This is a genomic window from Rhodococcus sp. ABRD24 (assembly GCF_004328705.1).
Taxonomy (GTDB): Bacteria; Actinomycetota; Actinomycetes; order Mycobacteriales; family Mycobacteriaceae; genus Prescottella.
This window is the reverse complement of record NZ_CP035319.1, coordinates 4,294,016-4,317,297: the sequence shown is the minus strand read 5'-3', so window position 1 is coordinate 4,317,297 and position 23,282 is coordinate 4,294,016. Positions and strand designations below refer to the sequence as shown.

The window sequence follows — 23,282 nt, the reverse complement described above, 5'->3', positions numbered from 1 at the left end:
CCGGACGTTCCCCCGGGTTTCAGTGGCCCCGGTAGAGAGCTTCGATCTGATCGGCGAACCTCTCGGCAACCACGTTCCTCTTGATCTTGAGCGTCGCCGTGAGCTCGCCGTTCGCCTCGCTGAGATCTCGCGGAAGCAACACGAACTTCTTGATCGCTTCGGCGTGCGACACGGTCGAGTTCGCATCATCCACCACGGCCTGCAGTGCCGCCCGCAGATCGAGGTCGTCCGCCAAGTCCTCGACCGTCGCGGACACAGGCTTACCGTGCACGGACTTCCAGTGCGCGAACGGCTCGGCATCGAGCGTCAGCAATGCTGCGATGTAGGGCCGCCCGTCCCCCACCACGACGGCCTGTGAAATCAGCACGTTCGATCGCAGCCGGTCCTCGAGCGGTCCGGGCGAGACGTTCTTGCCGCCAGCCGTGACCAGCAGGTCTTTCTTCCGCCCGGTGAGGGTGAGGAATCCCTCGCCGTCCAGCTCACCGAGGTCGCCGGTGCGCAGCCACCCGTCGTGGAACGAATCGGCGGTGGCCTGCTCGTTGCGCCAGTAACCACCGAACACGACGCCACCACTGAGCTCGATCTCACCGTCGTCCGCGATCCGGACGGCGTTGCCGCTCATCGGCTGCCCGACCGTGCCCATCTTCTGCGCACCCGGGATGTTCACGCAGTGGGCGGCGGTGGACTCGGTCAGTCCGTAACCCTCGTAGATCGGCACGCCGGCGCCGCGAAAGAAGTGGCCGAGTCGGGGCATGAGCGCGCCGCCACCCGAGATTGCCCACCAGCATCGCCCACCCAGCGCAGCCCGGAGTTTTGCGTACACCAGACGATCCGCGACGGCATGTCGGAGTTTCAGCAGCAGGGACGGCCCGCCGGACTCGAGGGACTCGCTGTAGGCGATGGCGGTCGCCTCTGCGAATGCGAAGACGGCCTTCGGGATCGAGCCGGCTTGATCGGCCGCGTGCGCGGCGCTGTCACGAACCTTCTCGAAGACACGAGGCACACCGAGGATGACATTGGGCTCGAACCGCTGGAACTGTCCGGCAACGGTGCCGAAGTTCGACCAGTGCGCCTGGGTACCGCCGGCCTCGAACATTGCGAGCGAGACCGCGCGGGCGAGGACGTGAGCCAAGGGCAGGAACGTGAGCATCCGGTTGCCGGGGCGGGCAACAGCCCCGATCGAGCCCGCGAGGATGCCGCGAACCTCGGACAGAAAGTTGCGGTGGGTGAGGATGCAGCCCTTGGGACGTCCCGTGGTGCCCGAGGTGTACACCAGCGAGGCCAGATCGTCGGCGCGTACGGCGGCGACCCGTTCATGGACGACCTTGTCGTCGAGGCTCGCACCCTCTACGACGAGCTTGTCGACCGCACGGTCCTCGATCTGCAGGATCCGCCCCAGCGACGCGCGCGTCCCGTCGAATCCGTCCGCGTGGGTCTGCGTCTCCACGATTGCGAGTACCGCACCGGAGTCCTCGGCGATCCAGCCGATCTGCTCGGGCGAGGACGAGTCGTAGATCGGCACGGACACGGCTCCGGCCGCCCAGATCGCGAAGTCGAACAGCGTCCATTCGAATCGGGTGGACGCAAGCAGCGCCACCCGGTCGCCGGGCTGCACCCCGGTGGCGACGAGCCCCTTGGCCACCCCGGTTACCAGCGCCGCGAACTCCGCGGCCGTCACGTCCACCCAGAGATCACCCAGCGGACGCGAGAACAGGACCAGCTCGGGCGTGCGTCGCGCATGCTCGAACACGGTCCGGACGATCGACTCGTCGTCGCCGATGGCGAACCGGGCTGCGGCGGCGTATTCACGCATGGGTGTCATCTCCAGCAATTGCGACGGTGGGGGCTGCGCCGGTGCGGAACCGGTGCAGAAGACGGGCGAACTGTGCAATCTCGGTGGCCGACCAACCTTGGACCCGGGTCCGTACGTCGTCGAAGCGCCGCCGATCGGCGGCAGCGACGACTGCGATGCCCTGCCCGGTCAGCTGCAGTGGGTGGCCCGCGCGCACAGAACCCGAGTCGGCCAGGACCCAGCCTGCGTCGACGCAGCCGCGCAGCTGCCGCGACACGGTGGAGCGATTGACCCCGAACGCGTCGGAGATCTCGGTGGCCCGGCAACCAGGGTTACGCCCGATATAGGAGAGAACCGAGTGCTGGGCGAAGGACGGCGCACCATCCGCCGCCCGGCCCCCGGTCACCAGTTGACGCGCCAGCTGAACCAGCTCGGCGTGTACTGCGGCAACCTCGTCGACCGCCGTTTCTTGTTGCACAGTGCAACTCTACGCGAGTCCACCAAACCTGCACTCGCCGCATACCGGAAGTAACGTACGGGCTGCGGAAGCGACTACATAACGGGCAGCCGCGCATCAGCACGGCGCCCGGACCGAGACCCGAGGAGACGATGTGTCCGTTCATACCGAATCGATCGCCGTCCACACCGCCGGATCGGCTCAGGACGCCGACGCAGACCGACTCGACCGACTCGAGCAGGAAATCGCCGCCCTGGATGCCCAGATCCTGGCTGCCGTCCGCCGGCGCTCCGACCTTGCCCGCACGCTCGCTCCGGTGGAGTTACCGACGTCTCCGACGGGTCCGGCAACCCACGAGCGATTCGACGGTCTGGGCTCCGACGGCCCCGTGCTCGGACGTCTTCTGAGCCGGCTGAGCCTCGCCCACCCGCGGTAACCACCGGGCTCCCGACCCACCGAAAGCACTCCGCCGGCCCGTGACATCAGTCACGGGCCGGATTCGGATTTCAGTACCGGCCGTGCAACGCGTGGGCCGTGATTGCCTGGACCGCACGCGCCTCGACCACGTCGAAGGAATCCCCGACGTGCGCGTGCAGCGACGACAATGCGCGCCCGAGGTCGCCGTCGAGAATCTGCCCGACGATCATCAGATGCTCGTCGATGGTCGCCCGGACCCGTTCGGGAGTGCGGTAGTCGTACATCCGCACCAAACGGATCTGGCTGTTGACCGTAGCCAATGTGCGAGTCAAGGCCGGATTGCCGGCAGCGGTCGACACATCGAGGTGGAACTGCTGGTCCAATTGGACGATGTCCGGCGACGGCTCGGGCGGATCGGCCGCGAGCGCAAGCCACCGCGCCCGCGTCGCCTCGAGAATCCCCCGATCGAACTCCAGATCCCCATCCTCGAGATGCCGGGCGATGCCCCGCAACTCGAGGATGATCCGCAGTTCGTACAGATCCCGGATGCTGTCGAGATCCGGGAAGGTCGGGTAGTAGCCGTCCTCGCGTCGAGTGACGACGCCGTCGGAGTGCAGGCGCACCAGAGCTTCTCGCAGCGGCGTCCGCGACACCCCCAGCGTCTCGCACAGCCGGCCCTCCACCAGACGGGAGTGAGTGGGCAGACCGCCGCTCATGATCTGTTCCCGCAGCTCGACGTACACGCGCTCGGCCAGGCTGTCGGCCGTCACGCGAGCGCACCCTCGAGGTATCCCAGCCAACCACCGAACTCGGTGATGTCCACCCCGTCGAGCGCGGCCGCGGGCGTGCATGTGAAGCCGACGGCGGTGGTGCCGTCGTTAAGTGTGGTCGACGTCAGCGCCATCGGCGCCGGCAACGCGGCGAGGAACCGCCCCAGCCCGGCGGCGGAGATGCGGTAGAGCTCGCCGGGCAGTGCCCGCCCGTCGGCGCCGGGAGCGTGCACCACGCCCGGCTTGGGTGGATCGGACGGGAGCCGCACCATGCGGTAGTCCACCGTGGTGGCGACCGTGCGGTCGAAGCGGGCGCCCAGATCCTCGAGCTGGTGATGCAGCGGCTGGCCCCGCAGATGGGCACCGAAGACCGCCAGCGCAATTCCCTGGTCCGGCGCGAGCACGCCGGGTTCCTCGCCGACGAGCCGCGCGGCGATGTCGAGAGCCACCTGGTCCCCGAATGCCGGGGTCACCATCATGACCCCGAACGCCTCCTCCGGCGCAGACTCGGCCGGCACTGCCACCGCGGCCATGTCCAGCACGTTGCAGAAGTTGGTGAAGGTCCCGAGCCGGCGGTTGATCGTGAGCGGCTCGGCGAGCACGTCCGCGAGCAGCGGATGCTCGGTCGTCGTGGGCAGCAGCAGCGCGTCGACGTCGACGAACAACCCGTCGCTGTACAGGCGGGCCGAGGCCAGTGCGCCCATGTCCCGGACGAATCGGTGCGCAGGCTCGCTCTCCGCACCGCGGACGATGTCGGCCACGGTGGGATCGAGCTGGGCGTCCGGGCGTCCGGTGACGAATCGGCCCACGGCATCGAAACGCTCGGCAACGAGGGCCCCGTCGTAGAGCAGGGTCGCGGCCGCAAGCAACGGCGCGATGTCGACGGGCACCACCGCGATCCCCGCCTCCTCGGCGCGGCGCACCGTCGCCTCGAAGCTGTTGCGGTAACTGTCGCTGAGCACGTCGAGCTGCTTCGGCAGCGGCACGCCCACCCGAGGCTGCAGCGGCGCCGCAAGCCGCACGTCGGCGGGCCATGAACGGCTGCGCGGATCGCGGCCGTCCGGGCCGATCATGGTGGACATAGCCCGGCTCGCGACCTCGAGAGTGGGAGCGAGGACCGTCACACAGTCGAAGTCGGCGCACGCCGGAACCACGCCGGTGGTCGGCACCAGCCCGATCGTCGGCTTCATCCCGACGATTCCGTTGAACGCCGCCGGAACTCGTCCGGAACCGGCGGTGTCGGTGCCGAGCGCGAAGTCTGCGATTCCCAGGCCGACGACTGCTCCCGACCCGGAACTGGAGCCACCTGCAACCCGATCCGGGTGGAGCGCGGACCGCACCGCGCCGTACGGGCTGCGTGTGCCCACCAACCCGGTTGCGAACTGGTCCAGGTTGGTCTTACCCAGCAGCACAGCACCCGCCTCCTGGAGACGGGCGACCGCGGGCGCGGATTCCGCTGGTACATAGGCGAACTCCGGACAGGCGGCCGTCGTAGGCAGACCCGCGACATCGATGTTGTCCTTCACCGCGAAAACCGTTCCGGCCAGCGGGAGCCGCTCACCTGCGTCGGCCCGCCGCTCCACTTCCACTGCATCGGCGAGGACGTCGTCAGGCGTCCGGAGTGTGATCCACACCTCGGCGCGGTTACATTCGGCGATCCGCGCGAATGCGTCACGGACACGGTCGGTGGGGGTGCCGGCGAAAGACGTCGTCATGGTCGGATACCGCTTCCTCGCGTCGACGGGCACACAGCGCACCCGGGGCGTATACCTCGCCGTATACGCTAGGTGAGCTCCTGTTACGGCCGCGCTACACGACGTGACGTTCTCGTGTCGGCGAGCTGCACCCTCGAACTCGGACATGCAAGCGGCGTAGCGGGCGCACGCCTCGGGCACGGCGTCGCGCCATGGTTTCCGGATCCGACGGGTCCGCGCGCTACCGTATCCGTACCGCGCAGGTCCGGGCCGGCGCGGCGTTCGCATCACCAACGCGCCCGGGGGTTCGACAACTGGGGGTCCGTGTGTCCGATGTGGAGAGCAGTGAGTTCGATCGTGGGGTCCAGCGTGCCTGGGCCCGCTACCGATCGCACCTCGCCGATCGGATCGCAGCCATCGGGCCCGAGGATCAGCTGATCCTCGAATCCACTTATGAATCCGACGACATCGACGGCCGCGTCCCGTTTGTGCAGTGCCAGTCGACGGTGGGCACCGACGGCATTGTCGTGCGATGCGAAATCCCCGATGACCTTCTCCTTCCCCCGCACCGACGGTTGACAGGCGCCGACGCCGAGCGGTTGGTGGAGCTCGGCTGGACCCGCCCCGCGCGTGACCCACTAGGAGCGGGTCCAGACGTCGACGACGGGCCTGCATTCTTCGTCGAGCAGGCCCCCCGGTGGGCGGACCGCCTCGCGGCAATGGCCGTATCGGTCTTCCGTGACACCTGGGGCGTGCCGCACCCCGCATTCCTCGACACCCAATCGTTCGGCGACGATCTCGACGTCGAATGGCAGCAACGGGCCGAATCTGTCGTAGCCGAACGGCCTGCACTGGACCGGCATGTCGCGATCCAGCCCCGCGACACACCGCACCTGCGTGAGCTGATCGCACTCACCCTCACCGATCTGCACGGGCGCGCCCCCGAAGTGGACGCGGACGGGGACATCATTCTTCGGTTCGGGTCCGCTCTCGCCCTCGTGATCGCCAACGAAAGCACACCGGAGGTTCAGCTCTGGGCGCCCCTGGTGCGCGACATCAGCGGTCGTACCCGCGCGTCGGAACTGATCACCGACCTCAACCGACGCTGGCCGTACCTTCGGTTCGCCCTGTTCGAGGACCGGCTGCGGGTGATGATCGACATGCTCGCCGACCCGTTCGTACCGCAGCACCTGATCGAGATGGTCGAGCACCTGTCGGACTTCCTGAGCGGGGTCGACGAGGAGTTCGCCGCCCACTTCGGCGGCTGCCTGCACTTCACCCCCGCCCAGGCTGTCCCTGCTGACGATCCGTCAGCGCCCGACACCAAGTCACGAGAACAACCCCACGGCGACGCGACCGTCGTGCCGGACGCCTTCGGACCAGAGCGCGACACGACGGCCGAGCAGACGGAACTGTTCGACGACCCGGTCCAGCCGTCACTGTTCGACGATCCCGAGGACTTCTGACGGGTTGCGGCGGCCTGATAGCAGAACATCAGTGTTCCATGGGGAGCCCGCGCTCAAGCGAGCTCCCCGGGCGGGCCCTGTAATCGCATCCTCAACCGGGTCAGCTGGTCGCTCTACCGGGTAATGCGAGACCCTGTAGCGTCGGAGCCGAACTTCGACACGGTCTCCGAACTCACCTGACGCCAACGCAACTCGACGGATATCGGCCCATTCCGATCCACGCCGCGTTCACTGCGCTCCGCGCGCGGTGAGCGCGGCGATGTCCCCGCCCAGCGCGCTACGGTAGGTGCCCATCAGATCCTCGACCTCACCGAACTGGTCACCCACGTGATGAGTGTTCTCGGCCGAGAGCTCACGGTTTCCCGAACGCGCGATCAGCTCATCGATGCGCGAATCGAGACTGGTGGCCCAGCGCATGGATTCGACGGCCCGCAGTTGGAATTCCGCCTGCGACAACAGGTCCCCGATGCGGGCGAGCGCCGCGACCCGGTCGACAAGCTGGTCCCAAACCGGTGTGAGCGCCTTCTGTCTGCTGTACACGTGTTGGCGTGCGGCCGGCGTGGAGGCCAGTGCACCGTCGAGTTCGTCGAGTATCCCGCGCAACGCGACGGTGTCGACCGCGATCTGCGTCAACTCTTCCGCCAGGTCCAACTGAGCGCGCTGGACCACGAAGTGACCGGAATGCCAGGCCGCGGACCCCTCGATCCGGTCGTACAGCGAGCCCGCGAGGAACAGCAACGTGTCGTACCGGTCGATGAAGCGGTCATCGTCGGGCTCGACCGCGCTTGCGAGTGCCTCGGCGGTGCGGCGCCCGAGGGCCTTCGCCCGTGTGTGCTCGGACAGCTGCGCGACCCGCTGGGCTGCACCTTCGAGCGCCGCGTTGCGGACCTCGAGCGCCGCGGACCGGACCTCGCCGAACTGCCGATGCGGCGCAGGCACCGGGGCCGGTGTGCGCTGCAACGCCACGAACAAGGCGTCCCGCTGCTGCGGATCGAGGTGCACCCCGTCGCGGCGCTCGCGGCGAATCGCTCGCACGCCGCCGCCGTAGTGCGCGGTCGACATCGTGAGGCAGGTGTGCAGCGTGTGCAGGCGCTTGCCCAATTCGGCCGCGCGGTAGCGGTACGCCAGCTGCATCGGGCCGAGCCGCATCGCCGCGGCCTTCGCCGCGATCCGCGCCTGTTCGTCGGTCAGGTGCCGGAGCTTCCCGAAGCCGCCGACCGTCGGGATCGTCCGGCCGGCGCGGCGACGGGTGCCGAGCACCTGCCGCGTCAGCTCGTCCACTCGGCCCGCCGCGATAAGCAGTGCGGCAGCGTCGGACAGTTCCGGGTGTCTACCGTCGAGTCGCGCGCGTTCGCACCAGCAGCGAACCTGCTCCGTGATGTGCTCGCGGCGTTCGGTCACGCCGTCAGCCGGGTCCTGCTGTGCGGGCATCATGCCTCCTCGAGACTGCTGCCCACCACTGTCCCAGAAACCGGGGGCCCGCGCCGCCGCGCCGAGCCTGAAGATCAGCCCGCGATCCGGCCCCGCGGCTCGATCCGACCGTGCGATTCGGCGCGGATGCGCAGTAGCAGCAGCCCCGATACCGCGGCCACGATCAAGGCTGCCACCGTCACATGGACATGCAGTTCGGACAGCCCGATACCGGCTCCGACAAGACCGGCCAGGAAGAGACTCAGCAGAACGTACTTGGTACCAGCGAACCCCATGACAGCTCCCTCACACGACCTTCGCGTCAGATTCGGATGCACGGACAACGACAGCGACGCAGTGTTCACGTCCGAGGCGAACCGTAGCCCGAGCGTGCGCCCACCCCGGGGCGACACGACGGGGCCTACCACCCGATATCAATCCGATACCGACCTGTTTCCGTCCGGGAATTCTCCGGATTCAGTTGATGACGGCGTCGCTGAACACCGGCGGGTTACCCAGGAACGGACGGTGTGACGGTGGCTGCTGGCCTTCGGTGTCCCTGACGCCGAGTTCCTCCGCGATCTCCGCTCCGACGAGGACCTGACCGGTGCGCGTCATCAACTGTGGGTCGCGAGCGAGGGCATCGATGACCCGGCCCGTGAACTCCGGGGACTCCGCAGTCGCGGCCAGGCCCTCGTACGCGCCGGGATTGGCAGCGAATCCGGCCAGCGTGCGCTCGGTCTTGAGCAGACCCATCCAGATCGAGACGGCAGCGACATTGAACGGGCGGAAGTCGACGGCCATGTCGTGCGCCATCTTGTCCACCGCGGCCTTGCCCGCGCCGTACGCGGGCCCGTGCATATAGCACGTGCCACCGAAGGACGACGTGTTCACCACAAGGCCCTCACCATTGGCGGCGAGCAGCGGGGCGGCGTAGTAGCTGGAGACGTAGCTCGACCGCATGCCGACGTCGAACAGGTCGAGCAGCGACAGCGGCTCTCCCAGAACGGGCCCCTCATCGTCAGCGCGTCCGGCACCACGAATGCATTGTTGACGAGGATGTCGAGCCGTCCGCCGTTCTCCTGGCGCACCTGATCGAACAGCGCCTGAACCTGCTCATCGTCGCTGTGATCGACCACCACGGGCACGCCGACGCCGCCGCGGCGGGTGATCTCGTCCGCCGTCGCGAACACCGTGCCGGGCAGTGGCGAGTCGCCCTCGGTCCGTGTACGCCCGGTGACGTACACCTTGGCACCCGTCGACCCGAGGGCCAGCGCGATGCCCTTGCCGGCACCGCGGCTCGCCCCGGTGACCACCACGACTCGATCCGAACTCAGCCCCACCATGCACTCCATCCGTCGTCGCGCAACCGCACCCGCAGTGTAGGGGCCGTGCGTGTTTCGCGAGGGTGGGGACTCGCGAAACACGCACGGGCAGCTTCGCTGCCAGAATCGACACATGACGCAGGATTCCCCGACCCGACCCCACCGCCCCCTCGACGGCGTGCGCGTGCTCGAGCTCGGCAACTACATCGCCGCCCCCACCGCCGGACGACTGCTCGCCGACTTCGGCGCCGAGGTGATCAAGGTCGAGCGCCCGCGCACGGGCGACGAATTGCGCAACTGGCGGCTGTACTCGGGTACGACGTCGATGCTGTACCGGACCGTCAATCGCAACAAGAAATCGATCGTGCTGGACCTGCGGACGGAAGAGGGCCGCCGCCTGGTGCTCGAGCTGGCCGCGCAATGCGACGTGTTGCTCGAGAACTTCCGGCCCGGGACCCTGGAGAAGTGGGGCATCGGTCCGGAGCAACTGGACGCGGTGAACCCGGATCTGGTGATAACCCGGATCTCCGCGTTCGGTCAAACCGGCCCACTGTCCCAGCGTCCGGGGTTCGCCGCGGTCGCAGAGGCGGTCGGCGGATTTCGGGAACTCGTCGGCGATCCGGACCGGCCGCCGGTGCGCGTGGGGGTATCGATCGGCGACTCGATCGCCGGACTGTATGCGGCATTCGGGTCGGTGATGGCCCTGTTCCAGCGACAGTCGCGACGAGGTGAGCCGATCGCCCTGTCGCAGCGGACCATCGACGTCGCGCTCAACGAGTCGATCATGTCGATGATGGAGTCGCTGATCCCCGACTACCTGGCCTACGGCGTCAAGCGAGAACGCGTGGGTGGACGCATGGAGGGCATCGCCCCGTCCAACGCGTACCCGTGCAAGGACGGCACGAGCATCATCATCTCGGGCAACGCCGACGCGATCTTCCAGCGATACATGGAGACGATCGAGCGGCCGGACCTCGCCGCCGATCCGCAGCTGCAGACCAACGCCGGAAGGTGGGAGCGCCGCGACGAACTCGACGCCGCGATCGGCGAGTGGACGTCCCGCCACACCCGTGCGGACACGCTACGCATCATGGAGGAGGCGGCCGTGCCGTCAGGGCCGATCTACACCGCCGCCGACATCTGCGAAGACGAGCAGTACAAGGCACGCAACATGATCCAGACGTTCACCGTCGATACCGGCGGGGCCGAGCCGCGGGAGGTCGGCTTCCCCGGAATCGTGCCGGTGATCGGCGAGAGGTCGCTACCGATCGACCACGTCGGCCCCGATCTCGGCGTCGACACCCGCGAGGTTCTGTCGACGGTACTCGGCAAGCCCGATGCCGAGATCGACCGGATCATCTCGACTATGGAGGAATCATGAGCTATTCGTTTGCGCCGCAACCGGTTCTACGGGATGTGACGCTGCGCGACGGACTGCAGCTCACCGGCAAGATGCTGTCCACCGAGCGCAAGCTCGAGATCGCACGCGGACTCCTCGCACTCGGCGTACCCGAACTCGAGATCGGGTCGATGGCCCGCCCCGACCTGGTACCGCCGATGGCGAACACGCTCGAGGTGATCGCCGACATGACGCCCGACGAACTCGCCCGGTGCTGGGTGTGGGTAGCCACTCCCCGGCATGTCGAGAAGGCCGCGGCGGCTGGAGCCCGCAACTTCCAGTACTGCTTCTCGGCTTCGGACTCACACAACCGCGCCAACATCGGCCGGTCGACCGACGACAGCCTCGCCGCGATGCCCGCGGCGATCGAGCTGACACGGGCCGTCGGCGGACGGATCCAGCTGTGCATAGCGACATCGTTCACATGCCCCTTCGAAGGCACGGTCGCCGAGGATCGCGTTCTTTCGATCGCGAACGACGAACGGGCCGTGGGGGCCGACGACATCGTGCTCGCCGACACTCTCGGACAGGCCGTCCCGGCGCAGGTGACCGCACTGGTGTCGCGAATCGCCGCGGAATCTCCGAAGCGGCGCATCGTCTTCCACGGCCACGACACGTGGGGGCTCGGTGTTGCCAACACGCTCGCCGCGATCACGGCCGGCGCCACCGTGGTCGACGGTTCCCTCGGTGGGCTCGGCGGCTGCCCGTTCGCGCCGGGTGCAAGCGGCAATACCTCCAGCGAGGACATCGCGTTCGCTACCCGGCCGGACTGGCTCACCCCGCAGACCCTCACCGGACTGGTGGACATCTCGATGCCGATGCTGACGGAGCTGGGCGAGCCCAACCGGTCGCGGACCGCCGAGGGCACACGATCCGAGGCCCGCGCGTTCGAATGGGTGCGGCCGGCAAACTGATCCGCGCTACCGAGACTCGCTCACCGGGCCCTCGACCAGCTCCCCCAGCAACCGATCGACCTGTTCACGGGTGAGGTGCGCGCCCACGGCCGCATACTGCTCGTACTGCTCGTCGTCGAGGGCATCGTGAACCACCGCAGACTCGATCGGGCCGTCCACCACGTCGATCCACGCCGGCAGGAACCCCGCATGGGCGCCCAGGGTGTCAACGGCACCCATGAGCACCGCACCGTCGGTGGGCCGGCCGGCCGCAGCGAGCACAGCGGCCGTCGAGTGGACCATCACCAGCCACGACATGACGTCACCCTCCACCTCGAGATCGGCACGGAGTATGCCCATCGTGGACAGCGCCCCCTCGGTGTCGCCGACATCCGACGCCACTTTCATCAGCCCCCACGTCGAGGACGTCACCGCCCATCGGTGGCCGCACCGCTCCCCGGCGCGGATTGCGCTACGCAACTCCTCCCGGGCGTCCTCGGTGCGGTCGATAGTGCGCAGCAGCATGCCGAGCACCAACCGCGCCTCCGCCTCCGCCCACAACGCATCGTGTTCGACCGCCAGTTGTACTGCATGACGGCATATTTCAACTGCCGCCACGGGCCGACCCTGAATTGCGACGAAGTGCGCGCGCCACGCCTCGTCGCGTGCAGCCTCCCCGATCTCGCCGATCGAGGACCACAACGCCGCACCTCGCTGCACCGCATCCTCCGCGGTCGCCACGTCGCCGGTAAGATACGTCAGCGACGACAACCCGTCGAGCGCGCGCGCCATGACCCTCGGCTCCGGCGGTCGCCAGTCACCAGCGACCAGGTCGAGGGCGGTGTGCAGGAACAGGAGCCCCTCACCGATGTTGCCGGTCCGATACCAGAACCAGCTCAGTCCGCCCGCAAGTGCGAGTGCGTAGTGCGCGTCGTCCATCGCGAACGCCGACTCGAGCGCGCCTCGGTGTTCCGCCTGATCGGTGGCGAGCAGACCCATTACCTGCCCGGCCCGGGCGGAGCGCAACTGCGCTGCAACCGATTCCACCCGATTCAACACGAAGCTCCGGTGCGCCGTCCGCATCGCAATCGATTCGGCGTCGTCCGCCTGCTCACGAGCGAACTGCCGCACGATCGCCAGCATCCGGTATCGGGTGGGTGACGATCCCGGAACCACCCGAACGAGCGACCGCCGCACCAGCTCTGTCAGGACTACCGACACCTCCGCAGTCGAATCCCGTACGCAGACGGCAGCGGCGCCCTCGGCATCGAAGGATCCGGCGAACACGGCCACCCGGCGCAGCAGCCGCGCCTCCCCGTCGGACAGCAGACGGTTGACCCAGTCGATGGTGTCCCACAGCCGTCCGCGCAGCCCGAGGGCCGGCGACGGGAGTCCGTGCTGCCACGCGAAACGGTCGGCCAGACCTTTCGCGATCTGCTCCTCGGTCAGATACCGCAGTTGTGCCGCGGCAAGTTCGATCCCCAGCGGCAGCCCGCCCACCTCGCTACAGATCGATTGCACCGCATCATGATTCTTTCTGTCCAGCTGCCAGCCGGCGGTCACCCCGCACGCCCGGTCCGCGAACAGCTCGAGCGCCGCTCCGTCCACCGGAAGGGGTTCGACCTTGTAGACGGCCTCTCCGGTAACTCCGAGTGGGGCCGCTCCGGTGACGACCACGTGCACGCCGGGGCAGTGCTCGACGATCGCCCGGGAGACGTCGGCGGTGTAGTCCGCGACGTGCTCACAGTTGTCGAGCACCAGGACGCACTCCCGGGCCGCCATCACCTCGGCTAGGTGCGCGGCCGACCCCACCCCGGGCAGCTGCAGCAGCGTCGCGATCGTCGACGGGATCAGCGACCCGTCACTGACCTTGGTCAGATCCACGATCCACGGCCCGTCCGGATCGTCGTGCCGCCGGCACACCTCGACGGCGAGGCGCGTCTTCCCGACCCCGCCGGGGCCGACGAGTGTGACGAGGCGATGCTCGTCAAGCAGTTCGAGGACGGTGGACACGTCGCGTTCGCGGTCCACCAGGTGAGTCCTCGGCTGGAGCAGATTGGATCCCAGCACATTCGGCGGCGGCGATACCCGCGCAGCCTCGAGATACACTCCGTCGTTCGTCATGATCGCGGTCTCGATCCGACGCAGGCCCGCGCCGATCTCGCAGCCGAGCCGGTCGTCGATGATGGCCCGGCAGCGTCGGATCGCGGCCAGCGCGTGAGGTTGCTGGCCCGATCGGCACAGTCCCAGTACCAGCAGCTCCCACGCTCTCTCGTCGAGGGGATGGTCGGCGACGAGCGCCTCCGCCTCGACCGCCGCAGCTGCGGGCGAGTTGCTCTCGAGCTGCGCCGTCGCCAATGCAAGGCGCGTATCGAATCGCAGCGTCGTCAGCCGCGCCACCTCGGTCTCGATGAACACCGTCTCGGTGAACGCCGACGTCGGAATACCCGCGTACGCGATTCCGCGCCACAGTCGCAGCCCCTTGCGGAAGGACTCGGCGGCCGCGGCGGGAGCGCGCTTGCGCATTGCCTCGCCCGTGCGGACCTCGTCGACGAACCTTGCCGAATCGACCGCCTCTCGGTCCACCGCGAGGCGGTAGCGCGTGCCCTCACGCACCAGCACACCGTTGCCCAGACGTTCCTGCAGCGCATCGAGCATCTCTTCGAGTGGATCGGTCCCCCGGCCGTCGGGCTGCCCGTTTCCGGAGGCAGCCTCGGCGGTATGTCGCACCTGCGCCCGCAGCCGCTCGATGTCCACCGAATGAGGGAAAGCGACCAGGAGCGCGGCAAGCAGTGCCCGCGGCTGCTCGTCGAGGACGATCAGCTTGCCGTCGCGCAGGGCGGTCAGCGGTCCCAGGACCGCGAACTCGATTCGGTTCGCCATCGGTCGCTCCCTTCGGGCTACCTTCTGACGCCCATTACCCTGCGACGGTCACCATCTCGTGGCCCCCGACATCCGCGACGAGCACCCGCAGGTGATCGTCGGACGAGCCCAGCGTGTGCTCGATCGCCGTGAGCCTCGACACGTAGTGCCCCACCGCGTATTCGGCGGTCATGCCGATGCCGCCGTGCATCTGGATCGCCTCCTGCCCGATGTGTCGCGCAGACCGACCGATCCGCAGTTTCGCCCGCGAGGCGACCACCGGGTCGACCACCTCATCCGCCAACGACATCGTCGCGTACAGGCTCATGCTGCGGGCAAGTTCGAGAGAGACGTACATGTCAGCAGCCCGCTGCGTCAACGTCTGGAACGTCGCCAACGGCACACCGAACTGCTTGCGAGTCCGGAGGTACTCCGTGGTCAACCGCAGCGTCTCTTCCATCGCCCCCACGGCCTCGGCACACAGCGCGGCCTGAGCCCGGACCTGTGCTGCCCGGATCGCGACGACGGCATCACCACCCTCGCCCAGCGGTTCGGCGACCGCCTCGCGGAATTCGATCTGCGCACCGCGGAGCCCGTCGTGCGTCGCGTACGCCCGACGGGTGACACCGGCCGCACCGGTGTCGATCAGGAACAGCCCTACCCCGCCGTCCGGCAGCGCGGCAGAGACCACGACAGCGTCGGCACAGTCACCGTGCGGAACGGGGTTCTTGGTTCCCGTGACGGTCCACGAATCACCCTCGCGCACAGCGCTGGCGAGAACCTCGACGGACGGCCACCGGGTTCCCGACTCGGCGTGCGCGAAGGCCAGCAACACCGCGCCGCCGGAGACCTCCGGCAGGATCTTCCGGCGCTGCGCCTCGCTGCCGACATCCGCAATCAGCCAACCGGGCAGCAATACCGCGTCGAGCACCGGTTCGGGTGCCAGCCGGCGTCCGAGTTCGGTCATCACCAACCCGATCTCCACCGGACCCGCCCCCATACCGCCGTCCTCGTCCGCGAACGGAAGGCCGAGCAGTCCGGTATCGGCAAGCCGCCGCCAGACATCCGGACTCCAGCCTCGCTTCGTCGCCTTCACCGCAGCCAGACTCTCCGAATCGTAACTGCGCAAAAAGATCTCGCGAGTGGTGTCGCGCAGCAGCTGCTGTTCCTCGTCGATATCGAAATCCACGACCCGCGCCTCACAATCCGAGGATCGAGGACGCGATGATGGTGCGCTGCACCTCGCTCGATCCGCTGTAGATGGACACCTTTCGGTAATTCAGGTAGGTCGGTGCCGCGCGCTGCGCCCACACCGGGCTCTCGATGTCCCCTCCCGCATCGAACGGCAATGAGTCGGGCCCCGCGACGTCGACCAGCAGTTCGGTCGCGGCCTGCTGCAACTCGGAGCCGCGCAGCTTCAGTAGCGACGATGCCGGATCCGGTTTGCCGTGAGCGGAACTCGCGACGACGCGCAGTTGCGTCAGCTCCAGCGCCAGCAGTTCATTCTCGAGTTCGGCGACCCGCGCCGCGAACAGCGGATCGTCGAGCAGCGAACCAGCACCGAGCGGGGTACGCGCCGCGTGTTCCTTCGCGCGCGCCAGCTTGACCTTGGTACGTCCGACACCGGTGACACCGGTGCGCTCGTTGCCGAGCAGGAATTTGGCGTAGCTCCAGCCGGCATTCTCCTCCCCGACGAGGTTCTCCGCCGGCACCCGTACATCGTCGAAGAACACCTCGTTGACCTCGTAGCTACCGTCGATCAGCTGGATCGGCCGGACCGTCACACCCGGTGACGTCAGGTCGATGAGCAGGAACGAGATGCCGGCCTGACGCCTCGGCGCATTCGGGTCGGTTCGGACGAGGCAGAAGATCCAGTCGGCATGCTGGGCCAGCGTGGTCCAGGTCTTCTGCCCGTTGACCACGTAGCTGTCACCGTCGCGGACAGCCCGAGTCTGCAGCGACGCCAGATCGGAACCTGCACCGGGCTCGGAAAAGCCTTGGCACCACCAGATGTCGAGGTTGGCGGTAGGCGGCAGAAAGCGTCGCTTCTGCTCGTCGGACCCGAACGCCGCGATCACCGGACCGACCATTCCGGCGTTGAACGGAAGTGGTTCCGGGACCGCCGCCAACTGCATCTCGTCGAGCCAGATGTGCCGCTGTACCGCTGTCCAGTCCCGGCCGCCCCACTCGACCGGCCAGTTCGGGACGGCGAGACCCGCGGCATTCAGGATGCGTTGCGTCCTGACGACGTCATCGCGCTCGATCGCTTGACCGGACGCCACCCGCTCGCGGATCTCGGCCGGGATCTCGGTGCGGAAGTACGTCCGCATCTCGTCCCGGAACACACGCTCTTGCGCGGTCAATGCCAGATTCATCGACGATTCCCTCCACACGCACGATTGCGGGGTCCCGATGCGAACGGTACTCCCCTCACGGGCGGGCAGCGGCGGCTTTGCCCTGGTGACTACCGCGTCTCGAGCACCAGCAGGAATCCACCGCCGCCGGAGTCGATACGCGTGTCCAGGGTGAGCTCGGGTGCCAACCGCGAGAGCCGATCCAGCAGCCACTCGCCGGCGGCCTCCGCGTCCCGCCTTCCGGGGCATCGGGCCACCGCAACACGACCACCCTTGCGACTCAACTGCTCGACCACGCCGACGATGGGCGCCGGGTCTACGACGAACAATTCGTCGGGCCACGGGACCACCGGTTTGATCGCGCCCTTCTTCGTGTTGCAGCCGCGGTGCGCGAGACGCTCCTGCACCGCCCTGCCCTTGCTCTTCTTGGCGGTGCTCAGAGCGTCCACACTGGGGCCGCGCGGATCGTTGACCGACATGTCGGGATCCACGGGCTCGTCACACAACCAGCAGCGCCAGGAATCCCGATCGCCGATCTCTCGCAGGTTACTCACACGAAAACGGTACCTTCGCGGCCGACGACCGCGAAGGCACCGTCTCGTCTGCGCTCTCGACTACGCGCCGGAGTTCCCCCGCTATGCGTCGGCGATGGCCTCGAGCGGCTTGGTGCGCGATGCGCGGCTCGCCGGCCACAGCGCAGCGAGAACGCCCACCACACCCGAACCGATCAGCATCGCCGCCACCTGACCCCACGGCACCGAGATCTGATCGAGGCCCTGGTCCGCGAGTGTGCGGACGAAGCCCCAACCGAACACGACACCGAGAACGACTCCGACCAGCGCACCGAATACCGCGATCAGCACCGACTCGAGGTAGATGGTGCGACGGACCTGAGCCCGCTGCATCCCCACCGCTCGGAGCATGCCGATCTCACGGCGGCGTTCCACCACCGACAGTGCGAGCGTGTTGACGATGCCGAGGATTGCGATGACGACCGCGAGTGCCAACAGCCCGTAGAGAACCGCGAGCAGGGTGTTGATCTGCTCGCCCTGTGTGCCCTTGAACTGTTCGCGATCCTGCACCTGGACCACGACGTACGGGTCGGTGGCCGCGACGAGGTTATCGGCCATCGCCGTCAAGTCGGTACCCGGTGCGGCTTTGATCAACACCGCCCACTCGGATCGCATACTCGCCGGGGTGATCTCCTGGTACACCTCGTCGGACACGACCCACGAACCGAGCAGCTGGTTGTCCTCGTAGATGCCGGTCACCGTCGTGGTGACCTGCCTACCGTCCCCGTTGGTCAGTGTCACCGGGCTGCCGAGTTTCCACCCACGCTCGGACGCCTCGCTCGCGCCGACCAACATGCCGGTACCGGCCAGATCCGGAGCGCCTTCCTTCATGGTGTAGCGGAGCACGCCGTCGGGTGATCCGCTCAGCGATGCACCGAGCACATCCTCATCGTCGATCTTCACCATGACGCCGTGCAGCGAGATCGCCTCCGCGACCCCGGACACCTTGGCGGCCGCGGCGGCCGCGCCGGCGGGCACACCGATCCCGTTGGGACCGGTCAGCACGTAGTCGGCCTCGACGCCCTTGTCGACCAGAGCGTTGACGCTGGCCTTCGCCGAAGCGCCGAACACCCCGATCACCGAGACCAGCATCAGCCCGAGCGTCAACGCGAACGCGGTCGCGGCGGTCCGCCGCGGATTGCGCACCGCATTGGTGCGGGCCAGCCGTCCAACCGGACCGAACGGCTTCGCGAACACCGCGCCGAGCGCACCGACGATCGGGCGGGACAGGGCGGGCGCCGCAAGCAGCACCGCGAGCACCAGCGCCAGTGCGCCGAGGCCGACGACGGAAGCGGCACCGCCGCCGGTGGACCGGGATCCGGCGACCAGCGCGATGACGCCGACCACGCCGGCGATCGCACCGATCAGTGTGCGCACCCGCAAGGTGTCGCCCGTGGACGCGAACTCCTCGCGCATCGCGGCGACGGGCGGCACCTTCGCCGCGCGCCGTGCCGGGGCGTAGGCGCTGACGACCGTGACGATCACACCGAGCACCAGTGCGACGATGATCGTGCGTGGCGCGACCTGCAGCGACCCCTCGGGCAACCCGAGATCGAACGCGTTGAGCAGTGCACGCAACCCGTAAGCCAGGCCGATGCCTGCGGCGATACCGAGCCCGCTGCCCACGATGCCGACGATCAACGCCTCGAACACCACCGAGCGGCCCACCTGCTTGCGGCTCGCACCGATCGCCCGCAACAGCGCAAGTTCGCGGAGCCGCTGCGCCACGATCATCGAGAACGTGTTGTAGATGATGAACGTGCCGACCAACAGCGCGATCGCTCCGAAAGCCAACAGGAAGTAGTTGATGAAGCTCAGCGCCTCGCCGACCTGGTCCTTGGTCTCCTCCCGCACCTCGGCACCGGTCTGGACCTTGGTGTCGGGCAGGGCGGCGGCAATCCGATCGCTCAGCTCGTCCTGCGACACCCCGGTGCCGGCGACGTCGATGTAGCCGACGTGACTGCCGTCGGTGAACAACTCCCGCGCCTGCGCGTCGGTGAACAGCGCACCGACGTAGCCGCCGGTGTCGGTCTCGGGGGTATAGATGCCGGAGACGGTGACGTCATTCCAGCCGCGCATCGTCAGCACCCGGGTGCTCGACCCGACGTCGAGGCCGGCCCGCGTCGCGGCACCCTGATTGAGGGCGATCTGGCCGGTCTGCTCCGGTGGCGTGCCGGACACGAACTTCGTCGGCTCGCCGAGCGCCTGGTCCGGCGGCAGGTAGGACGTACCGATGCTGGGGGCCCCGCCGTTCTGCAGCGGCTTGCCCGCCGAATTGAGCACGACGATCTGACCGCCCACCGCCGGGGCGACGGCGCGGACACCCGGCAACGATTCGATCGTGGCGACATCGGTGAGCGGCACGCCACTCGAACCAGCGTCGACGCTGCTGACCCGGACGTCGACACCCTTCGCGGAGCCGTCGACGATGCCGTCGAACGTCTTCTGCAATGTATCGGTGAACACGAAGGAACCGGCGACGAACGCCGTGCCGAGGACCACCGACAACACGGTCAGTACGAGCCGCACCTTGTGGGCGGCGAGGTTACGCAAGGACACCTTGCGCATCGGAGAATTGGTGACGGCCATGGGTCAGACCGTCTCGAGGTTCTTCATCCGGTCCAGGACGGACTCGGCGGTGGGCTCACGCAGCTCGTCGACGATGCGACCGTCGGCGAGGAACACCACTCGATCGGCGAAGCTCGCCGCGCGCGGATCGTGTGTGACGATCACGACGGTTTGGCCGAACTCGTCGACCGCGGCCCGCAGAATCGAGAGCACCTCGCCCGAGGACCGCGAGTCGAGATTGCCGGTCGGCTCGTCGCCGAAGATGATCTCCGGCTGCCCGGCGAGGGCCCGCGCACACGCGACGCGCTGCTGCTGACCTCCAGACAACTCGCTGGGCCGGTGGTCCAGCCTGTCCCGCAGACCGAGGCGATCGATCACGATATCGAGCCACTGCTGATCGGCGCGGCGACCCGCAATGTCCAGCGGCAGGGTGATGTTCTCCAGCGCGGTCAGCGTCGGCACCAGGTTGAACGCCTGGAACACGAAACCGATCCGGTCGCGGCGCAGCTTCGTCATCTGCTTGTCCGACAGCGTGGTCAGGTCCGTGGCACCGATCAGCACCGAACCCGACGACGGCGCGTCGAGACCGGCCAGGCAGTGCATGAGCGTCGACTTGCCGGAGCCGGACGGTCCCATGATCGCGGTGAACTCCCCCCGCGCAAACTCTGCGGACACGCCCGCGAGCGCGTGGACCTGGGTGTCCCCCGATCCGTAGACCTTCGACAGGTTGACCGCACGCGCGGCGACTGTGGTTTCGGTGGGCATCTCGGTTTCGGTTGGCATGACGACTATCCTCGCCGGTTGCCACGACAGAAACCATCGGGGTCTTCCCTGATCTTGTACCCCTACCTACTTCTTGTGGCGCCTGCCTGCGTCGCAGTGGTCAATCGCGGGAGAACGCGCGGGCGATCTCACGCTCGATATCCACGTACGGCTCCCCGGAAACATCTGCGACCACCTCGGCGATCGTGCCTCCGCTGAATCGGAAGGGTGCCCGGTACAGCGTGGACACGGACTGGCCAGGGTCGCGGCCCACCCTGATGCCCTCGCCGACTCCCGAGAACATCGCCGGCTGGATCCGCATACCCGGGAGGGTGCCTACCTCGCGGTCGTCGATGTACAGCGTCGTGTTGCCCACCGGAGTGAACTCGTCCTCTCCTGCGCCGGTCCGGACGAACCTCACTCCCAGCACGTGGTTGCCCGGCGCCACTCGCTCGGTGGACACGACGACCTGCTCCTGCTCACCGAGGAAGTTGTAGACGTACTTGAGATGTCCGTCCTGAACGAACAACGTGTGCCCACCGAGACGGCCGCCGTGTGCGAACAGCACTCCCTCGACATCCTCGGAACCCACGGTCACCTGCGCCAGTAGCGAGAACGACCGACCCCGCACCTCGAGCGCCGCACCGGGACCGACCTCCGCCGCGTCCGGGTAGTAGACGAACGAGTCCCGCGTGCCCGTGAGATACGGCCGGTAGCGAAGGACCGCCGAGAGTATGTCCAGATCGTTGAGCGGCAGCCCGCTGTATTTCTCCGCCTCGGCGAACCAGAGCTTGCGCATCTCCTCTAGCTTGTCGGGCTGCTCCGACGCAAGGTCGTGTACCTGGCTGCGATCGCGCGCGATGTGGAAGAGCTCCCACCGATCCTGGTCGAAGTGGGCCCAGTTGGCCGGCGCCGCCGGATGCACGGTGTTCGCGAACCAACCGTCGTGCCATATTCCGCGTGTGCCGAGCATCGAATAGAACTGCGTCGTCTTGCCGGTCGCGGCGTCCGGCTCGTCGAGGACCGCCCGGAAACTGACGCCCTCCAGCGGACGCTGCGGTACGCCCCGCACCGTCACCGGCGGGTCGATGCCCAGACACTCGTAAACAGTCGGGGTGATGTCGCAGACGTTGATGTAGTGATCACGAATCTCCCCACGGGCGGCGATGCCGTCCGGCCACGAGATCAGGCACGGGTCCGCGATCCCGCCCTCATGGGACGCGTACCGCTTGAAGAGCTTGTACGGGGTGTTGAAGGCCATCGCCCAACCCAGGCAGTAGTGGTTGTACGTTTCCGGACTGCCGAGCACGTCGATCTTCCCGAGTCCGTCCTCGATCCTGTCGGGGTAGCCGTTGAAGAACTTGTACTCGTTGACCGACCCGTTGGGGCCGCCCTCGCCGCTGGCCCCGTTGTCCGAGAGCATCACGATGATCGTGTTGTCGAGCTGACCGGATTCTTCGAGATAGTCCAGCAGCCTGCCGATCTGTGCGTCCGTGTAGCTCTGGAAGCCAGCGAAGACCTCTGCCATCCGGCAGAAGAGCCGTCTCTCGTCCTCTTCGAGGGAATCCCATGGACGAACGGTGTCCAGTGCCGGCCACGGAAGTCCCTCGGCACTGACCTCGTCGGCATACGGATTCATCGGGGACAGTTCGGTGTTCTCGGGTATGAGCCCGAGGCGCTTCTGGTTCTCCAGGACGATCTCGCGGTACTTCTCGTACCCCATGTCGAAGCGGCCTTTGTACCGATCGGCCCATTCTTTCGCGACATGGTGCGGGGCGTGACCGCACCCGGGGCACATGTACAGGAACCAGGGCTTCTCCGGAGCAATCACCGCGGAATCGCGAATGAACTCGATCGACTTGTCCGCCAAGTCTTTCGACAGGTGATAGCCGTCCTCGGGTGCGTACGGCGGTTCGATGGGGTGATTGTCGTACACGAGGTTGGGATACCACTGGTCGGCCTCCCCGCCCAGGAAGCCGTAGAACCTCTCGAATCCACGAGCCAGCGGCCAGTTCCTCTTGGAAGCAGCAAGATTTGCCTCCTCGAGTGGCGTCAGGTGCCACTTGCCCACCGCGTAGGTGTTCCACCCCCGCTCGCTCAGCACCTCCGACATCAGCGCGGTGTCCGCCGGGATGCGACCACTGGAATTGGCGAATCCGTCGGTGAACTCGACGATCGTCGCCATTCCGACAGAGGTGGCATTGCGGCCGGTGAGCAGGGATGCGCGCGTCGGCGAACACAGTGCCGTCGTATGGAACTGACTGAGCAGCAAGCCACGATCGGCGATCCGTTTCAGGTTGGGCATCTCCACCAAGCCGCCGTGCAGGTCCCATGTGCCGATGCCGGTGTCGTCCCACACCAGATAGAGCACATTGGGCGCACCCTCCGGGGCGCGGGGTTCCGCGAACGGCGCCCAATCCGGCGTCGAATCCCGAATGTCAACCGAAACCTTGCCCGTGAACTCCGCAGCCATGGCCGGGTCCTCCCGATGCATTGAAGTACTCATCATCATACGCATCAGGGAGGACCTGGGGCCGGATC

General features: G+C 67.5%; 17 protein-coding genes and 1 pseudogene. 4 read left to right on the top strand and 14 right to left on the bottom strand.

Annotated features, from left to right (window positions below):
* Positions 1 to 19: 19 nt before the first annotated feature.
* Positions 20 to 1,813, bottom strand: coding sequence for a long-chain fatty acid--CoA ligase (locus ERC79_RS19320; protein WP_131580006.1), 1,794 nt, complete (start codon positions 1,811 to 1,813; stop codon positions 20 to 22).
* A complete protein-coding gene (locus tag ERC79_RS19315) occupies positions 1,806 to 2,270 on the bottom strand; it encodes a MarR family winged helix-turn-helix transcriptional regulator (RefSeq protein WP_131580005.1) in 465 nt (154 codons plus the stop codon). Before ERC79_RS19315 ends, ERC79_RS19320 begins: the two co-directional genes overlap by 8 nt.
* Positions 2,271 to 2,403: 133 nt before the next feature.
* Here ERC79_RS19315 and ERC79_RS19310 point away from each other — a divergent pair, with 133 nt between their 5' ends.
* Positions 2,404 to 2,685, top strand: a complete 282-nt coding sequence (locus tag ERC79_RS19310) for a chorismate mutase (protein WP_131580004.1) — start codon at positions 2,404 to 2,406, stop codon at positions 2,683 to 2,685.
* Positions 2,686 to 2,755: 70 nt separating this feature from the next.
* On the opposite strand, the gene ERC79_RS19305 is transcribed toward ERC79_RS19310, so the two are convergent.
* Together ERC79_RS19305 and atzF are read right to left on the bottom strand one after the other, a co-directional pair.
* Positions 2,756 to 3,436 (bottom strand): GntR family transcriptional regulator, encoded by a 681-nt coding sequence (locus ERC79_RS19305; RefSeq protein ID WP_242676645.1) that lies wholly within the window; start codon positions 3,434 to 3,436, stop codon positions 2,756 to 2,758.
* Positions 3,433 to 5,151, bottom strand: a complete 1,719-nt coding sequence (gene atzF, locus ERC79_RS19300; RefSeq protein WP_131580002.1) for an allophanate hydrolase — start codon at positions 5,149 to 5,151, stop codon at positions 3,433 to 3,435. Before atzF ends, ERC79_RS19305 begins: the two co-directional genes overlap by 4 nt.
* Before the next feature lie 305 nt (positions 5,152 to 5,456).
* On the opposite strand from atzF, the gene ERC79_RS19295 reads away from it, so the two are divergent.
* Positions 5,457 to 6,596: a hypothetical protein gene (locus ERC79_RS19295; protein WP_242676644.1), complete on the top strand. Its 1,140-nt coding sequence runs from the start codon at positions 5,457 to 5,459 to the stop codon at positions 6,594 to 6,596.
* Between the two features lie 228 nt (positions 6,597 to 6,824).
* Here ERC79_RS19295 and ERC79_RS19290 read toward each other — a convergent pair whose 3' ends face one another.
* From ERC79_RS19290 to ERC79_RS19280, 3 genes and pseudogenes are all read right to left on the bottom strand, one after another.
* Complete coding sequence (locus ERC79_RS19290; protein ID WP_131580001.1) at positions 6,825 to 8,027, bottom strand: hypothetical protein; 1,203 nt, start codon at positions 8,025 to 8,027, stop codon at positions 6,825 to 6,827.
* Between the two features lie 74 nt (positions 8,028 to 8,101).
* Positions 8,102 to 8,302 (bottom strand): hypothetical protein, encoded by a 201-nt coding sequence (locus tag ERC79_RS19285; RefSeq protein ID WP_131580000.1) that lies wholly within the window; start codon positions 8,300 to 8,302, stop codon positions 8,102 to 8,104.
* Positions 8,303 to 8,483: 181 nt separating this feature from the next.
* Positions 8,484 to 9,361 (bottom strand): annotated as a pseudogene (locus tag ERC79_RS19280) (SDR family NAD(P)-dependent oxidoreductase).
* A 103-nt stretch (positions 9,362 to 9,464) separates the two neighbouring features.
* On the opposite strand from ERC79_RS19280, the gene ERC79_RS19275 reads away from it, so the two are divergent.
* Entirely contained in the window at positions 9,465 to 10,712 is a 1,248-nt protein-coding gene (locus ERC79_RS19275) for a CaiB/BaiF CoA-transferase family protein (protein WP_131579999.1), read from the top strand.
* Positions 10,709 to 11,644, top strand: a complete 936-nt coding sequence (locus ERC79_RS19270; protein WP_131579998.1) for a hydroxymethylglutaryl-CoA lyase — start codon at positions 10,709 to 10,711, stop codon at positions 11,642 to 11,644. Before ERC79_RS19275 ends, ERC79_RS19270 begins: the two co-directional genes overlap by 4 nt.
* Positions 11,645 to 11,650: 6 nt before the next feature.
* Here the strand turns inward: ERC79_RS19270 and ERC79_RS19265 are convergent, their stop codons facing one another.
* From ERC79_RS19265 to ERC79_RS19235, 7 genes are all read right to left on the bottom strand, one after another.
* Positions 11,651 to 14,506, bottom strand: coding sequence for a BTAD domain-containing putative transcriptional regulator (locus ERC79_RS19265; RefSeq protein ID WP_131579997.1), 2,856 nt, complete (start codon positions 14,504 to 14,506; stop codon positions 11,651 to 11,653).
* Between the two features lie 34 nt (positions 14,507 to 14,540).
* A complete protein-coding gene (locus tag ERC79_RS19260; protein WP_131579996.1) occupies positions 14,541 to 15,674 on the bottom strand; it encodes an acyl-CoA dehydrogenase family protein in 1,134 nt (377 codons plus the stop codon).
* Between the two features lie 10 nt (positions 15,675 to 15,684).
* Positions 15,685 to 16,860: an acyl-CoA dehydrogenase family protein gene (locus ERC79_RS19255; protein WP_131579995.1), complete on the bottom strand. Its 1,176-nt coding sequence runs from the start codon at positions 16,858 to 16,860 to the stop codon at positions 15,685 to 15,687.
* 89 nt (positions 16,861 to 16,949) lie between these two features.
* Positions 16,950 to 17,393 (bottom strand): hypothetical protein, encoded by a 444-nt coding sequence (locus ERC79_RS19250; protein WP_131579994.1) that lies wholly within the window; start codon positions 17,391 to 17,393, stop codon positions 16,950 to 16,952.
* Positions 17,394 to 17,474: 81 nt separating this feature from the next.
* Positions 17,475 to 20,000 (bottom strand): FtsX-like permease family protein, encoded by a 2,526-nt coding sequence (locus ERC79_RS19245; protein ID WP_131579993.1) that lies wholly within the window; start codon positions 19,998 to 20,000, stop codon positions 17,475 to 17,477.
* A gap of 3 nt (positions 20,001 to 20,003) precedes the next feature.
* A complete protein-coding gene (locus ERC79_RS19240; RefSeq protein WP_242676643.1) occupies positions 20,004 to 20,762 on the bottom strand; it encodes an ABC transporter ATP-binding protein in 759 nt (252 codons plus the stop codon).
* 100 nt (positions 20,763 to 20,862) lie between these two features.
* Complete coding sequence (locus ERC79_RS19235; protein WP_131579992.1) at positions 20,863 to 23,214, bottom strand: sulfatase-like hydrolase/transferase; 2,352 nt, start codon at positions 23,212 to 23,214, stop codon at positions 20,863 to 20,865.
* Positions 23,215 to 23,282: the final 68 nt, after the last annotated feature.

Coding starts and splice junctions, on each gene's coding strand:
- ERC79_RS19245 (WP_131579993.1), bottom strand. CDS start 20,000: ATGGCCGTCACCAATTCTCCGATGCGCAAGGTGTCCTTGCGTAACCTC.
- ERC79_RS19275 (WP_131579999.1), top strand. CDS start 9,465: ATGACGCAGGATTCCCCGACCCGACCCCACCGCCCCCTCGACGGCGTG.
- ERC79_RS19290 (WP_131580001.1), bottom strand. CDS start 8,027: ATGCCCGCACAGCAGGACCCGGCTGACGGCGTGACCGAACGCCGCGAG.
- ERC79_RS19235 (WP_131579992.1), bottom strand. CDS start 23,214: ATGGCTGCGGAGTTCACGGGCAAGGTTTCGGTTGACATTCGGGATTCG.
- ERC79_RS19270 (WP_131579998.1), top strand. CDS start 10,709: ATGAGCTATTCGTTTGCGCCGCAACCGGTTCTACGGGATGTGACGCTG.
- ERC79_RS19240 (WP_242676643.1), bottom strand. CDS start 20,762: ATGCCAACCGAAACCGAGATGCCCACCGAAACCACAGTCGCCGCGCGT.
- ERC79_RS19265 (WP_131579997.1), bottom strand. CDS start 14,506: ATGGCGAACCGAATCGAGTTCGCGGTCCTGGGACCGCTGACCGCCCTG.
- ERC79_RS19255 (WP_131579995.1), bottom strand. CDS start 16,860: ATGAATCTGGCATTGACCGCGCAAGAGCGTGTGTTCCGGGACGAGATG.
- atzF (WP_131580002.1), bottom strand. CDS start 5,151: ATGACGACGTCTTTCGCCGGCACCCCCACCGACCGTGTCCGTGACGCA.
- ERC79_RS19320 (WP_131580006.1), bottom strand. CDS start 1,813: ATGCGTGAATACGCCGCCGCAGCCCGGTTCGCCATCGGCGACGACGAG.
- ERC79_RS19285 (WP_131580000.1), bottom strand. CDS start 8,302: ATGGGGTTCGCTGGTACCAAGTACGTTCTGCTGAGTCTCTTCCTGGCC.